This is a genomic window from Pseudomonas sp. G3-19 (genome assembly GCF_054855875.1).
Genome location: NZ_JBMPIQ010000003.1, coordinates 4,055,115 through 4,070,095, shown reverse-complemented (window position 1 = coordinate 4,070,095; position 14,981 = coordinate 4,055,115). Strand labels below are relative to the sequence as shown.

At 53.1% G+C, this 14,981-nt stretch carries 14 protein-coding genes and 1 pseudogene; all 15 read left to right on the top strand.

Annotated features, from left to right (window positions below; genetic code table 11):
* Positions 1-22 precede the first annotated feature (22 nt).
* The 15 genes and pseudogenes from ACOYXI_RS18765 to ACOYXI_RS18695 all read left to right on the top strand — a co-directional run bounded on the left by ACOYXI_RS18765 (position 23) and on the right by ACOYXI_RS18695 (position 14,717).
* A pseudogene (locus ACOYXI_RS18765) lies at positions 23-2,058 on the top strand (type VI secretion system Vgr family protein).
* 5 nt (positions 2,059-2,063) lie between these two features.
* Positions 2,064-3,086 carry a tetratricopeptide repeat protein gene (locus tag ACOYXI_RS18760; protein ID WP_461675152.1) on the top strand — a complete coding sequence of 341 codons (1,023 nt, stop codon included), beginning with the start codon at positions 2,064-2,066 and terminating at the stop codon, positions 3,084-3,086.
* Positions 3,087-3,102: 16 nt separating this feature from the next.
* A complete protein-coding gene (locus tag ACOYXI_RS18755; RefSeq protein WP_461675151.1) occupies positions 3,103-6,246 on the top strand; it encodes an EF-hand domain-containing protein in 3,144 nt (1,047 codons plus the stop codon).
* Positions 6,236-7,144 carry a tetratricopeptide repeat protein gene (locus ACOYXI_RS18750; protein WP_461675150.1) on the top strand — a complete coding sequence of 303 codons (909 nt, stop codon included), beginning with the start codon at positions 6,236-6,238 and terminating at the stop codon, positions 7,142-7,144. Before ACOYXI_RS18755 ends, ACOYXI_RS18750 begins: the two co-directional genes overlap by 11 nt.
* Positions 7,145-7,413: 269 nt before the next feature.
* Positions 7,414-8,163 carry a lysozyme inhibitor LprI family protein gene (locus tag ACOYXI_RS18745; RefSeq protein ID WP_461675149.1) on the top strand — a complete coding sequence of 250 codons (750 nt, stop codon included), beginning with the start codon at positions 7,414-7,416 and terminating at the stop codon, positions 8,161-8,163.
* A 47-nt stretch (positions 8,164-8,210) separates the two neighbouring features.
* Positions 8,211-8,636, top strand: a complete 426-nt coding sequence (locus ACOYXI_RS18740; RefSeq protein ID WP_095669268.1) for a hypothetical protein — start codon at positions 8,211-8,213, stop codon at positions 8,634-8,636.
* Between the two features lie 9 nt (positions 8,637-8,645).
* Positions 8,646-9,107 (top strand): XAC2610-related protein, encoded by a 462-nt coding sequence (locus ACOYXI_RS18735; RefSeq protein ID WP_139055101.1) that lies wholly within the window; start codon positions 8,646-8,648, stop codon positions 9,105-9,107.
* Between the two features lie 320 nt (positions 9,108-9,427).
* Positions 9,428-9,886, top strand: coding sequence for a cell division protein (locus ACOYXI_RS18730; protein WP_139055102.1), 459 nt, complete (start codon positions 9,428-9,430; stop codon positions 9,884-9,886).
* A gap of 89 nt (positions 9,887-9,975) precedes the next feature.
* Positions 9,976-10,431 carry a hypothetical protein gene (locus tag ACOYXI_RS18725; RefSeq protein ID WP_139055232.1) on the top strand — a complete coding sequence of 152 codons (456 nt, stop codon included), beginning with the start codon at positions 9,976-9,978 and terminating at the stop codon, positions 10,429-10,431.
* A gap of 4 nt (positions 10,432-10,435) precedes the next feature.
* Positions 10,436-10,807, top strand: a complete 372-nt coding sequence (locus ACOYXI_RS18720; protein WP_134784998.1) for a hypothetical protein — start codon at positions 10,436-10,438, stop codon at positions 10,805-10,807.
* Positions 10,808-10,826: 19 nt separating this feature from the next.
* On the top strand, positions 10,827-11,375 hold the full coding sequence (locus ACOYXI_RS18715; protein WP_134784997.1) for a hypothetical protein: 549 nt from the start codon (positions 10,827-10,829) through the stop codon (positions 11,373-11,375).
* The gene (locus ACOYXI_RS18710) at positions 11,362-12,210 is read left to right on the top strand and encodes a tetratricopeptide repeat protein (protein WP_134784996.1); all 849 of its coding nucleotides are present in this window, start codon (positions 11,362-11,364) and stop codon (positions 12,208-12,210) included. The genes ACOYXI_RS18715 and ACOYXI_RS18710 overlap by 14 nt, the downstream gene beginning before the upstream one ends.
* A 2-nt stretch (positions 12,211-12,212) precedes the next feature.
* On the top strand, positions 12,213-12,971 hold the full coding sequence (locus ACOYXI_RS18705; RefSeq protein WP_134784995.1) for a lysozyme inhibitor LprI family protein: 759 nt from the start codon (positions 12,213-12,215) through the stop codon (positions 12,969-12,971).
* A 61-nt stretch (positions 12,972-13,032) separates the two neighbouring features.
* On the top strand, positions 13,033-14,121 hold the full coding sequence (locus tag ACOYXI_RS18700; protein ID WP_134784994.1) for a tetratricopeptide repeat protein: 1,089 nt from the start codon (positions 13,033-13,035) through the stop codon (positions 14,119-14,121).
* A complete protein-coding gene (locus ACOYXI_RS18695; RefSeq protein ID WP_134784993.1) occupies positions 14,118-14,717 on the top strand; it encodes a lysozyme inhibitor LprI family protein in 600 nt (199 codons plus the stop codon). Before ACOYXI_RS18700 ends, ACOYXI_RS18695 begins: the two co-directional genes overlap by 4 nt.
* Positions 14,718-14,981: the final 264 nt, after the last annotated feature.

Below are 14,981 nucleotides of genomic sequence, written 5' to 3'. Positions count from 1 at the left end.
ACATTCGAACAGGGAGCGCTTTATGTTCAACCCAGCTAACGAAACCCACTTCAGCCTCAAGGTCGAAGACTACGTGGGCGACCTGCAAGTGCTGTCGTTCACCGGCACTGAAGGCATCAGCCAGCCGTTTCGTTTCGACCTCGAACTGGTCAGCGAAAACCCCGATCTGGACCTGGAAAAACTCCTGCACAAGCAGGCGTTCCTCGCGTTCGATCCACAGGGCTCGGGCATCCACGGGCAGATCTACCGCGTCGCCCAGGGCGATGCCGGCAAGCGCCTGACCCGCTACAAGGTCTCGCTGGTGCCGCAGCTGCAATACCTGCATCACCGCACCAACCAGCGCATCTACCAGCAGATGTCGGCGCCGAAAATCATCGCGCTGATCCTCGACGAACACGGGATCAAGGGCAACGCCTACAGCTTCCAACTGAGCCAGCCGTGCCCGGATCGCGACTACTGCGTGCAGTACGACGAAACCGACCTGCACTTCGTCCAGCGCCTGTGCGAAGAGGAGGGTATTCACTACCACTTCCAGCACAGCGAAAAGGCTCACCTGCTGGTGTTCGGCGACGACCAGACCGTGTTCCCCGACCTCGGCCAGCCGACCGCCTACATACAGGGCAGCGGCATGGTCGCCGAAGAACCGGTGATCAAAGGCTTCAAACTGCGCCTGGAAACCCGCACCAGCCGCACCACGCGCCGCGACTACGACTTCGAAAAACCGCGCCTGCAAATGGAAGCAGCGTACAAACCCGATGGCGAGAGCACTGAACCGGATCTCGAAGACTACGACTACCCGGGCCGCTTCATCGACCGTGCGCGCGGCAAGTTCCTCAGCCAGCGCGCCCTCGAACGCCACCGCGCCGACTATCGCCAGGCCGAAGGTCGCGGCGACCAGACCAAACTGGTCAGCGGCCACTTCATGGCCCTGTCCGACCACCCGCGCAGCGAGTGGAACGACCTGTGGCTGCTCACCGAAATCTTCCACGAAGGCAAACAGCCGCAAGTCCTCGAAGAAGGCGTGACCAGCGACACCACCGACAACAAGGACGACTTCCACCAGGGCTACCGCAACACCTTCCTCGCCACCCCGTGGGACGTGTTCTACCGCCCGGCCCTCGAACACCCGAAACCGCGCGTGCTCGGCAGCCAGACCGCCATGGTCACCGGCCCCAAAGGCGAAGAAATCCACTGCGACCAATACGGCCGCATCAAAGTGCAATTCCACTGGGACCGCGAAGGCCTCGCCGACGACAAAACCAGCTGCTGGCTGCGCGTCTCCAGCTCCTGGGCCGGCGACCGCTACGGTGCGATCAGCATTCCGCGCGTCGGCATGGAAGTCCTCGTCACCTTCCTCGAAGGCGACCCCGACCAACCGCTGGTGACCGGCTGCCTGTACCACAAGGAAAACCCGGTGCCGTATGCACTGCCGGCAAACAAAACCCGAAGCGTCTTCAAAACCCTCAGCTCCCCGGGTGGTGGCGGTTACAACGAACTGCGCATCGAAGACAAAAAGGGCGCGGAGCAGATCTACATCCACGCCCAGCGCGACTGGGACGAGAACATCGAGCACGACCAGAAGATTCGGGTCGGGAATGAACGTCACGACACCGTGGTGAAGAACACCTACACCGAGCTGAAGGCTGAAGAACACCGCACCACCATCAGCGACCGCAAGGTTGAAGCGAAGCTGGATGATCATCTGACGGTTGGGCAGAACCAGCACGTCAAACTCGGCACGGCGCAGCTCACCAGCGTGGGGAAAGAGATTCACCTCAAGGCTGGGGACAAGATTGTTATCGAGGCGGGGACGGAGCTGACCATCTTGGGGGTGGGAGCTTTATCAAGCTCGATGGCGGTGGTGTGACGGTGGTTGGGCCGGTGGTGAAGATCAATGCGGGTGGCTCGCCGGGGAGTGGGACTGGCATCGGGATTAAACCGCCGGTGCTGCCAGGGGCGGCGGATAAGGATAAGGCGGGGAGTTTGATGGATCAGGCGTTGGGGAATGCGGTGCCTGAGAAGGTTAAGCCGAAGGCTTTTTTTGTGTTTTCTGAGTGATCGACATGAATGGTTTTTTGAAGAAGAGGAATGGTTTCGCCGTAGCGGCTTTCACCGCCTCGCTGCTGAGCCTGTTCAATGGCAGCGCTTATGCGGATGAGTGTCCGTCTGAGGACTTTTCCCAATTCCTGCCGGCGTTCTCTGCGAATGCTGAAACTCAGCAGCGGTTGACTGCGATGACGGTGAAGTCGCTGGTTTTGAAACCTGCTGGGGAGAGCGGAAATTTTGAGCCGCAAACGACGGGAGTCAAAAGCTCGACATTGGCCTTTCCACTGATGGCGCCCGTAGCCACAGGTAAGACAGAAGGTGTCGAAGTCGAAGCGGTTGATGACAGTCACTTTAACGTTGTTGATAAGCGTGCAGGTAACAGCAACATCAAGATCTTTAACTTTTCTCACCAGGCGTGTTGGGTTTTGGAGGGTGTTGAGGATTGGTCGATTAGTGAGAAAAATCTCGTAGTGGCGAGTACGCCGACCATGAGCACCTCCGAGAATTTTTGTTATCAGCGCGCGCAAGCCTTCGCTGGGTTAGGTGGGTTAGAGCAGTATCGGCTAACCGGTGAACTGTTTGTGGCTGCGCTGGAAAACTATGAGTGCGCTGCTGCTTCTGGAGACCCACAAGCAAGTTTGAGTGCTGCGGGTCTGAGTCTTTCTGGAATGGCACCACAGTTGGAAACGGAAAAAGTCGAGGCGCTTTTCAAGGCTGCCGCGACAACGCTTGCCGACGGTGCAGCCTCTCTTTCGACTTTCTATTGCTACGGGAACAACCCTGTACCCGAAGGGCCTTGCCGACATCCAGAGCAAGCCGAAAAAGAGCTTATTCGCGCTGCATCAATGGGTTCGGTCGATGCGATGAATTACTTGGGTTACTCGTTTGAAGAAGGAAGGCTCGTTACCAAAGACATGTCCAGAGCGCTTGCCTGCTATCGTCTCGCCGCTGACAAGGGTAACGACACCGCTGCCGGAAATCTGAAACGTTTACACGCGCAAGACGCTGCTGCTTCTACCAAGACCAGCTATTGCTATTAATTTGCAGGATGCAGAAATGACCGAACCACTCGATTTAAGAAACCAGTACACCGGCGGTGATTACGTCTACCTGATGGGAGGTAATGGCACTCAAACCAACGCGGCGGGAAAAAAACTGATCGATTGTTCACATATGGTGAACCTTCTGCTCACTGGCGCGGGCTACCAGATTGAGTATGAGGAGACGAGAGCTATGAACGCCTCCTCTCGCTTTTACACCGTAGTGCCGCCGACAGAGGTCAAGAAAGGGGACATTGCTCTTTGGATTGACATACTTCCTCTAACGGGAGGTAGTCGTCGTCTGTTTCATACTGGCATTGTCATGGAGTACAACGCGGCGACGCGTCAAGGAAAAATTTTTGGTGCTCAGACCACTAACGGACCTTCAGAAGCATTCTTTGGAACTAACCCGCCTGCTTACTACTGGCCTGTTCCAACAAAATTTCTGAGAGCTAAGGAGGAATATCGGACAGGTGCCACGCCAGCTCCCGCGCCGTCGGCAGCACCTGCACCGGCAGGCCCCGCCCCTCTGATGAACTTTCAATATCCGTTCAGAAAAGCTGACGGTAAACAGTTCGCTGATGCTGAGGAGGTTTACAAAGCCCTCGAGGCTGAAACTGCTGGCCACTACTTGCTAGGCAGCAACAAGTTCTGGCATGGCGGCATTCACATCAGCAATGCCAGCGCTCCTCAGTGCATCTTGAACGAACCAATTCGGTGTATGGCCGACGGTGAAGTCGTGGCCTACCGACTTAACGAAGATTATTTGGAGTCTACGTTCGGTGAAAATGAGAAAAAACTGAAGTATTCCAACTCGTTTTGTTTGGTGCGACATGAGTACAAATCTGCGCCGAACCCAGAAGACGGACCGAATAAAGGCAAGCAAAATAAGCTGAATTTCTACAGCTTGTACATGCACCTTCTGCCCTTCAAGCGTTATCCGCTGACTGAGGAAGAAACTCCGAAGCCTCAAGTGACCATGAAGGTAAGTGACTTCAACGCTTACGACGATTTCCCTGAATCCAGTAGCGTTCAGAACGTCGGCAAGCTCGTTGCGGGGACCAAACTTGAAATACTGGATCAAAAGGCCCTAGGCACAGTTACCTACGCAAAAGGCAAAATCCTGTCAGGTAGCGTGAAAAAAAGCGGCCACAAAGTTCGCGAGACTGGCAAAGAGGTTTGGTTCGCATACTTGAAAGACGGAGAACCCTACAAAAACTCCAAACCCGCACGTATATGGCTGGCAGACCCGATCCCGGAGCGTTTAAAGCCAAAATATTGGCAAGGTAAGGTGAAAGGAACCGCGTTGACAAGATTGGATCTTTATCAGGGTCCTATCTCTGCCCAAAATGGGCAGAATGCCGGTGATAAGATTGGCTCGCTGCAACTTAACCCTCAAAGTTCGGTGGAATTTGAAAGCAAAGAGGTACTGAACCTCAATGTTGCAGGGACAATTCGTCGAATGGCGAAATGTACGAGCAGCGGTAGCTTGGCTGGGGATGGGAACCTTCCTCCCAGCTTCTGGGCAATTGTGGAAAACGACTTTGTTGCTTGGGATGTAATCCCGAGCAGCTTTGACTCTGTGGAGTCCGCAAGCATTGGAATCAAGGCTGGAGATCCGATTGGCTACCTGGGATTGACTGAAAACCTGACCGGCGAAGATGGCGGTGTAGCGAGTAAGTATCAAGTGCACGTCGAGATATTCACTGCTGAAGCAGACGTAAAAGACTTCCTCAAGAATACGGCTGGTCTGAAGATCGGCAAGCAATACCTGTACTTGCCAGCCGGAAGCGATCTGAAGAAAAAAGCACCTGCGACAGACAGTACGGTGCTGAAAAAGGAACATGCAGTTGATTTGAACAAGACGCCGGTCATCAAGGTGGGTACCGACGATTACTACGATGTGACCCTTACTGACAATGCTCAGGCCGTCAATGGTCTAGTCAAGAAAGTGGGCGCACAAATTATCACTCAGCATGATTGGGAAAAGCTGGGGTTTCAGATCGTCGAAGAAACCAATGCGACAGCGGACGGGTTTCTCGATCCGAAGGACATGCCTGCGTTCTTTCAGGATCTGTTCACGAAGGTCGATAAAGACCAGAGCGGCGACGTCGATCCGGCCGAGTTGGCCGAGGCGTTGAAAAACCCTGATACGCGGTCGCAATGGTCCAAGCTGGTTGCACATCATCCGACGGAGTGGAAAGCGAAAGCAGATGCTCCAAAATGGAGCCGGCTTGATACCGAGCTTGAGCACGCCCCGAAGACACTGAAGCATGAGAAAGAAAGGATCAGCAGCTATGTGTTTTGGGATGAACTGAAAGAAAAGGCTGCTATCAGTACCGACTTGATATGGCATTTCCATTCGATTGCCTTTGTAGCGAATGCGCTGTCGGCCGTTTGCATTCCACTCAACAAGGCCAAAGAAATCGCACTATTGGTTTCCTCCGGATACGAAGGAAAGAGCAAGTTGGATTATGAGGCACTGGCCGGTAATTTCGATGGTCAAGGTATGTCTTTCGGTGTTATTCAGTGGAACTTCGGGCAGGGCACGTTAGGGCCAGTTCTGCTGGAGATGCGTGGAGCAGATCAAGCCACGTTTGACGGATGTTTTGGTGCCAACATGAATTTCCAGACACTGATAAATTCGTTGAACTCTGCGAATCCCGCCGCCCAAATGAGTTGGGCGACGGGAGTAATCGCCAGCAACAATGCAGGATGGAAATCGGCTTTCAAGAAGCTTGGCGAGGTCGAAGCGTTTCAAAAGATTCAGCTGAATCATGCGGCGAAATATAATGAGAATGTGATGTCTTGTATCAAGTTGATGCGCGAATTGGCACCGAATCTGATGGTGAAAATTCAACTGCGTACTTACTGTGCGCTATACGACTTGTGTGTTCAGCAAAATCATCTCGCGAAGGCGGAGCAGCTTATTAGAACCGAGTTCCCTAGTGCTAATATTACTACCCAAAAAGAGCTACTGATTTTTGTCTGTAAAAAACGAGCGGAAAAAGCCTCAGAGGCGTATAGGGCCGATGCCTTCAGTCGCCGGATGGGAATCATTCAGGGGCAAAAGTATACCGCTACAATGAGTGGCAACACTGCCACGCGAGAAAATGGCAATTACGGAATAATCGTAGAGGGTGACATCTGTGAGCTTTAAATTTCGCTGGTTTATTATTTTGATTTTTTTTTCGTCTCCAGCGTGGAGCGAAGGGAAAAAGCTGGCATGCGATCCTGATACCAATATTTGCTCAGTGGCTATTTCTGAGAACTTCTGTGGTTCTGATGGCGTTCCAAAGGCGAAGTTTGATATCAGGAGCCAGAGTTATATATTGAGCTGTGAATGTGACTGTAGCTCTCAGGAAAACACCTTCTGGATTTTGAGTGCTGACGGAAAAGTGCAAACACTTGATGCGAGCAAGATCGTAAGTGGCGTGGATATTGGCAAGAATAAATCCGGAGTACCTGACGCTTTCGGTGTGGTTCCTTATTGCCAACCAATTAATGCAAGTGGTGAAAGTCTGGTGTATCTACAGAAAGGTCCTGGCTCTGCGGGGCAACCACAACCATATTGCTATTCAGTGCTTGAACATGATGAAGCGCAGAAATGTGAAAGCGCTGAATGTCTGAGTAAGATAGAAATGGTCTCTGGTGTTGAGAAAAATATAAAAGAAGAACTTTTGGTCGAGTTCAAAAACGCCACGTCGCGCCTTTATAAGGATAAAGCAAGATTTTCTAGCTTTCCGAAACGTGATTTTATTGAACGCTACATTGGTGAGTATGGTTACTCTTCTGCCAGCCAACAAGTTTTCAATGACGTAGCATTTTTTTGGCAGCAGGCAGGCTTCAATACCGACGCAATTTGGCTCTTGAAAAAAGTTATTTCAGAAAATCCGAAGCGGACAGTTGCCTATCTTAATCTCGCAGATGCTTATTGGGAGGCGGGTGATAAAGCATCCGCAGGAAAGAACTATAAGGTATATACCGATCTCATGAGCGAGAATGGCAAGCAAGCCAAGGTTCCTGATCGGGTTAGGCAGCGTGCTACAACGCAGTAATAGAAGAAGTTGCAGACCACTCTCCTTCTGTTAAGGCTCACGGGTCATGACTAGGCCTTGGAAACTTTATTGTTTGATGGGACGTTTGCTACGGGGCTTTAATGGATCTGTTCTGGTAAAGGAGCCGGATTTATTTTTTGCGCTCGACCGCTTTGAATTTGGTTGAGAACTTAAATGGATCTGGCCCGTTTGTCGGTTCTGACTCTATTTTCTGTCGCAAACCCGTTCAGAATTGAACGGGTCACTGACTTTTTTACGGACGCCAAGGAATGCAGATTTTCAGATTCAGTCTCATTATTTTACTTTCAATACTGTCGCCTGTGGTCATGGCTGAGGGCACGATGATTGCCACCATCCTTCAGGCCGACTTTTCCAAGGATCCGGAAGTCCGGTTGCTTGTCAGAGTCGTTGATGTGGGTGGCGGCTCGGATAGCCCTTCCATGGCGGTTCGTAATCAATGCCTGGAGAGGAAGGCGTCCGCAGAACGTCCTGGGCCGGATCCGTGCTTTTCGATAGAGATCACTGAGAGCAAAAAGCAACGGGCCACTGTTCGGCAAACGCTATTGAATGATCCTCAGCGCACAACCGACCCTATCTATTTGGAAATTGTTTATCGCTCGGAGGTCAGCGAGAGTGATCCGACGAATCACCATCAGCGATCCGCCACACTGAAGATCGAAGAAAACGGCCTCTACAATTGGAACAATGAAAGCGAACAGGCATTGGCGGACGTTGAGTGGTTTCCCTCGGGAAATGGTGTTCTTGATCTGATGGTTCCTGACGCGGATGCATTGTTGAACTCTGTATATCGGGATCGTATGAGTCGGCTGGACGAAAGCGGTCAGAAAGCACTGAGGGAAACTCAAAGAGCCTGGATGAAATTTCGAGATGCGGAGTGCCAGGCCGACCCGAAATCGTATAAATCTGTTTTCGGTGAGTGGTCCGATGCCTGCCTAATTCGCGCGACGATAGAGCGTGCTCGCCAATTGGCTTTGGCACCGGACAAGAGCAGACGTTGAAACGGACAAGCCAGAGCATTCGCGCGAAAGCGACGACTTGGATGAGCATGCATAAACTTTTCTTTCTCTTTTTTGCGCTATTTCCTTTAGGCGCTCAAAGCGCAGTCACCACCGAATCACTTTGCTTCGAACTATCCCAATCGAGCCCGGTAAAGTTCGAACTCCGTACCTACTATGACGAAGCCAGCAAATGGTCCGGTGGTTTTGTGAAGTACGCCAAATCCAGCGAGCCTATTTCCATTGTGTTGACGGATTCTCAGAATGAAATCCTCGATCCGGACGCGCCTTGGCAGCACACCAGAACTTGGTCCGAAGTCATCAACGGCGAGGTCACGGGCACTTATGAGTTGATGACACAAGGCTCGCAGATCGTCTCGATGTCTTACACAAAGCAGTCCAACGGCAAGGTGTACAGCTTCGGAATCAATACCAGCATCGACTCCTCTCCGGAGTCCGGATGCAAGTGGGAATAGGGCGAGTACATGCATTTCAAAACTTTAGCGTTATCACTGCTGGGTCTGCTGTGGACGATCCCGTCGCTAGCCGAAACCGCTACGTTCAGCCCAACCCAAGGCGTTGAAACAACGCTGGTTCTCAAAGGCTCCACGCTGAACGTCGCGGTTAAAGGCGAAACGCATAATGAGTCGCGGACGGTCGATTTTGAAGCCGTAAACGAACTCCACATGCAGTTCGACGATTTCAATTTCGACGGCGCCCAGGATTTCGCGATCTGGCAGCTTGATGACGGCATGGGTACTTACGACTACTACCGGGTGTTCATTTACCAAGTCAAAACCGGCACGTTCGAAGAGTTGCAGCCGGACGGCGGCGATGGTTTCGTTAATTTGCGTGTCGACAAAAAGCGTAAAGCGTTGCTCAGCACCTACTGGGAAATGAACATAACCAAGCAATGCGTCACCCGGTTCTCCAAACGCAAAGCCTGAATGACTCAAGGAAAAACACAGTGAAACGGTTTGTTGTGGCGAGCTTAGAACGAAGGATATGTCTCGGGCGTTAGCCTGTTATCAAATGGCGGCTGACAAAGGTAATCAGTTGGGCCTCTTCATCGTGGGGCGATTGGAATCGTCAGGCGCCGCGCCGATTGAGGCTTGCCACTGCATTTGAATTTTGGGGCATGTTTGATGCGCTTTCGCACGCGCTGAGCCTGAATCCGTCACCATAAAACGTTTAGTGCTTAAGCGTCTGACAACTCCCATTTTCCTTTAAACTCCCCCACCCCCAAGGAATGCGCTCAGGACACGGAATGCCAGCCCCCTCGAACTCCCTTCGCCCTGCGCTAGTGCTCTGGCTATACGCCGCCGCAATCGCGCACATACTCGCCGGCCTCACCCTGACCTGGGCCGGGCATTCCGGATTACTTGACGGCTATCTGCACACCCTGGAACTCGCATTCTGGGGCGCCGATACGGTTCCCACCGCCGGCCACGAACAACAGGTCTGGTGGCTCGCGCTGTTCGGCGCGACGCTGCAAAGTTATTCGCTGTACATGCTCGCTCTGGTGCACTTGGGCAATCGCTTGAAAGCTCCAGCAGTGTGGGGATGGTTGATCGCCGGCATCCTGTTATGGGCGCCGCAGGACATGTGGCTGTCTGCGCAAAAGCAGGTTTGGTCGCACCTGTGGCTCGACGGTTTTGCGTTGCTCGTGCTATTGCCGCCGTTGATTTGGCTGTATGTCCAGGACCGCCGAAAAATCGCTCAATAACTGCGCACTGGGCATATTGGTAACGAAGGAGTTACAGCGTGAAAGGATTTTCGCTTCTTCTCGGCAGCTTGCTGTTAGCCGCCACTTCCATGGCATCCGCCGCCGATCCAGCCTTCAAGGACTACAGGGTCGCCTCCGTGTTTCCCGGCCCCAACCATGAACCGGTGCCGCAAGAACAAAACAACCCGGTCATGGAAAGTGACCGAGCGAAAGCCCTGCAAGGCAAGGTCAACTTCGCCGGCCATTACATCCTGCACAGGCTCGGCTGTGGCGGTAGCGCCATTTGCGGCGAAGTGCTGGACGCCCAGACCGGTGAAGTAGTTGGCGGTCTGCCGAATGCTTACGACGGCAGCACTTTTGGCATGGTTTACCAGCCAGATAGCCGCTTGATCATCGTCTCCGGCATCACGCTCGACGGCGAAGAAGATGCGCAGGGGAATGCGTTGGAAAGTGGTAATCGGGATCGTTACTACGAGTTTGTGAACAATGAGTTTCGGCTGCTGAGCATGACCGACGTGGAATCGCCGCCGATGGATGAGGAGTGAGTGGATGAACCGGTTTTTCATTCGGTCTGTGCTGATTGCGCTTTCGCTATTACCTCATTCACTGCCCGCGACTGCCAGCGAAGGGAGTTGCTACGGCTACCTTACTGAGCTTGTCAGGAGCAGCGATTTTCCGTTTCGTTATGTCGGCAAGGACAAGGTCAATTTGCTGATCGACGAGGACGACGGTGAAGTAGTGCGCGCTCAGCTGTTTTTCGACACCGACGGCACCGGCACGATTGGCTGGATCAAATACACCCCGGCTACCCGTGTATTGCTCAATAGCTCGGCGGAGTTGGAGGAGCCAGTGGCATTGTCATTCGATGCCAAGTTTGCGGACGGCTATGCGAAGTGCTTGGCGGAACAACAGGCTGGTTAACGGCGAAAAGGATTTCTTAATGAATCAGTTTTTGTTTTTCGGGGGGCTGGCATGGTTGTTCTCTTCCCCAGCCTTCGCCGCGCCGACGGATGCTTACACCCAACGCGATGTCATGCAGTGCGGCGGTGTTGAAGTGGTGTTGGTGTCGTCTTGCCGATCGGTGACGGTGGATGATGCGGAAACCCACGTTATCCCAGTTTGCTCCGACCAGACCATCAACATCGGTAGCAAGGTGCTTCGACGCGATATCAGCAAAGTTTCACAACTCACTTCCGACGGTGCGAAGACGAAGATGTTGAGCAATGTCGTTGTGGCGATGGATTGCGTGGAAGGCACCAAGGGCAGTCTTGTTTCGATAGGCGGATATGGCGGTTGCGGTGCCTGCGCGGAGTGGCATGGGTATTACTCGACAACAGGGCGATTGGAGCAATACAGCTTCGATAATAACCAACGCTCTTTTGGCTCGAAGGGATCTCGGGAAGAGCTGATCAAGGCCTATGGCGTTACGAAGAGACAGCTAATGTCAGAAAGCCCGGCGGTGAAGAGGATCGTCTATGGCCAGCCTTAAGTGGGTGTTGATGATCGGCAGCTTTCTTGCCGCCACAAGTGCCTTTGCCGAGGACCCACCGATAGTCGGCATCGACGGACACACCGTGACGTTTAGAGCGACAAAATGGACGATGCCCGGTGTGGATTCGGCGACCGCATGGTTCACCGCCAACGGCAAAACCTTCCCGCTCTTCAGTGCCGATGTCGGCGCCGACGGACACCCGGACTGGCTCAGTCCTGACAAGAAAACCTTGCTGCTCGACCCCGTCGTGTTCGGCATGTTGTCGCTTGAAAATGGTGAAGAAAAACTGGAGTCGCAACAGCATTGCGATGTGATCTCCATGGAAACTGGTTGCGTGCTGGCCGAGCGTTCCCCTCGTTTTTGTCTCGGCAAATGGGTGGGCAATCAGTGGTTTTCGGAAGATGGCGAAGTCCTCACGCCTACCCTGGAAACGGAGTCCCCAAGAGACTGGCTGAAATATATTTCGACCATCAACGCTGCGCAGTCCCGCGCTGACTCCATCGAATCGGGTCTGACTTTTTTGAGTCCCGAATCCTACATGGCGTGCTATCCCCCGGTGCAAAATGTTCAGGCGTACAACGACCTGGGTTTTTATCTAGCCGAGGGCGGTAGAGATGAGCTGGCGCTGAAATTTTATCGCGGCGTTGAGGCCGTCGGTAAACGCACAGTACTGATGTTGAACATCGCCGATTCACTCTGGCGCCTTGATCGCAAAGACGAAGCGCAACGCTATTACAGCCAGTACCGCGACGCGATGAGCGCCGACGGCAAGGCGCAGAAAATACCTCGACGCGTAGTTGAGCGATCCGCAATTCAGGGAATGAAAAATTGAACATGTTTGTGCGTTTTATCGCGTTGTCCTTTGGATGCCTGTTTGCCTCTTTTGCGATGGCCGAGGACGACTGCAAAGAAATCACCGTCAGCGCCCAGGTCGATCGGTGTGTGGAGGCAGCCCGCAAGGAAGCCGACACGCAACTCAATGCCAGCTACAAGAAACTGCTGAGACGGTTTGAGGCTCAACAACGGCTTGACCCTGAGCAGGGCAAGGCGCTGGTCGCCATGGCCAGAGAATCCCAGCGCGCCTGGATCAAGCTACGCGACACCACATGCCCGCTTGAAGCCACGGAAATCGAGCCAGGGGTGGCAGCGCATGTCACGACGATCAACAACTGCATGGCCAGACTGAGTCTGGAGCGTGCGGCTTACCTGGACACAATCGTCGCTGATGAGCCGGGTAATGTGCTCGATCTCAACAAGGTGTACCTGTCCGGCTCCCAGCGCTTCGGCAATGTCGTGGCACGTTATGTCAGCACCTTTGGCAGCCCATGCCTGTCGGTCCAGATTCTGGCGCCCAACGGCGGTTGGAGAGTTCTGTCCTCCCAGCGGTTTTGCAGTTTTGACGGCAAATCGTTTTGGAATGGTTATGTCAGTGCATTGTTTGAGGATCATGCATTTGCTGCCGATGGTTTACACCTGACGCTCAGCTTGTTCGAGCTTCGTGGGGAAGGAGAGAAACGGCTCGCTTGTGTGATACCGATCCAGAATGAGCGAATTAAAGAACTGAAGTGCGGCGCGCCTGAACCCGGTGCCTAATCGGACAAGCTCTATTGGGGTGTATTTGGACATCATTTGATTGAATCAAGGATTGAAGAAAGTGAAACGCGTATTGCAGAGCGTTCTCTGCGCTCTAACTTGTTGTGTCGCTGTACCGGGTTCTCCCGCGCTTGCTGCGCCCCAAGTCCTCAAGGAAATTCCGGCTAGCTTGCTGGGTGATGCATCACGGCAAAACGTATTTGTTCTGGCAGGAGATGCGGACGAGGCCTCCAACCGATTGTTGATTGCGCCGGTACAGACACGTGATGAGGACATCTTGCTCGATACGTCGAAGGCGCTGCCTCTGATCAAAAGTCAGTACTCGTCTGCGCTTCAGGGTGAATTCAGCGTCCATGTACTCAAAGGTCGCCCTGGCGTAATGACCGTCATTGATCCACAGGCTGAGGAAGCTGTGGTCAAGCAACCGTTTGTTGAGGCTGGGGATTACATCGCGCTAGTAACCAGCGAAGAAGATAACGCGGTTTATAACTTCAACCTGTTGTTCGCCTTCAACAGAGGTTCAAAGCAGTTTGAGCTGAAAGCTCTCCTGGAAGTGGCGAACAACGACTCCTGTGACCGGTCGCTTGTCAGCGTAGTGGAGTTGCCGGTGCAGACATTGGGCCCCATCACTCTCGCTTCTTTCGATGGGCGTGAAGCGCTGCAGAAGCTGCAGGTTGCTCGTACTGGCAGTATTAAGGGCGTGAGAAAGAAATTGATGACCGTCGATTCGGCTGATTTGCTGGATATTGCGCTGGCAGCCTACCGAAAGGGTGATGACTCTTCCTTCAAGGATACGATGAGCTACGCGTTGATGGGCGGCGGCTCGCATGACACTTGTCCCCCGGATAGCTATATCGTCGCAAAGTACTACTACCCGCAGCGTCCCGGCTGGTCCAACGACCTTGGGTTTTTACTGGGCGAGGCGGGTTACTACGCTGAGTCGATTGAGCTGTTGAATGCGGTGATTGCACACAACCCAGCGCGGACGGTGGCTTACCTGAATCTCGCAGATAGCTATTGGGCTATGAACGATAAAGAGCGAGCTGTATCGGCGTACAAGCAATATGCATCGCGTATGTCGGACGCGGGAAAGGCTTTGAAAATTCCTGCTCGGGTAGCTGAGCGCAGTGGCGGAGTATCCGGGTCATGATCAAACTCAAGGCGCTCTGTAGGCTGGTCGCGGGTGTTTCTTTTGCTGCTTTGCTGATTCCTGCGCATGCCCAAGAAGTCTGTAATCCCGACAGTTTTTCCAATCCCGATTTGATCATTTGTGGTCAGCAGACTTTCGAGAAAGTCGATGCAGTGTTGAATGAGCAATATAAGAAAGTTTTGGTCAGTTTGGCGCCTGCTGACAAGAATCAGCTGACCGATGTGCAGAAGAAATGGGTGCGTTTCAAAGAGTCGTTTTGCGAGGATATCTATCAGTCGGCTTTGCCCGGTGCAGAGGCACCCATCGAAAGGCTCGCGTGTCTCGTGCAAACAACCAATGCTCGGTTGGGGGAGTTGGTTGCTCTGCAGACGGGCTTACCGCTAGATGGCTTTTACAAAGCGGCATCTGCGATTGTGGGGAAGGATCGTGAGAGAAATTTAGCGGCCGCCATTGAGCGACTGGGAGGGGATGAGTTCGATGATCCGCTTTGGAAGCAATATGCGGATGGGCACTGCGAAATGAGCGAGCGTTTGTTCCGTGAGGATTTCGCGAATTGCAGCGTGCGGATGCGCTTTCAGTTACCTCTGAACCGTTGAAGGAATGATCGGTTTGAAATCAATCCGGATGTTATCTGTTGCGTTGTCGTTCCTCTTTCCTCTTTCCTCTTTCCTCTTGTGGCTCACAGCGAGGTCAAAACGGAGATCTATTGCTTCCGTTCACAAGAGGGTAAGAGCAGCAATTTTGAATTGCGGACCTATCACGACTCGAGCGCCAAATGGCAAGTTGCGAGCGTTAGGTACAGTAAGTCGAAAGAGGCGCTTACTCTCGTCTATGGAGGCTCGGAAGAAGAGTTTCCGAAC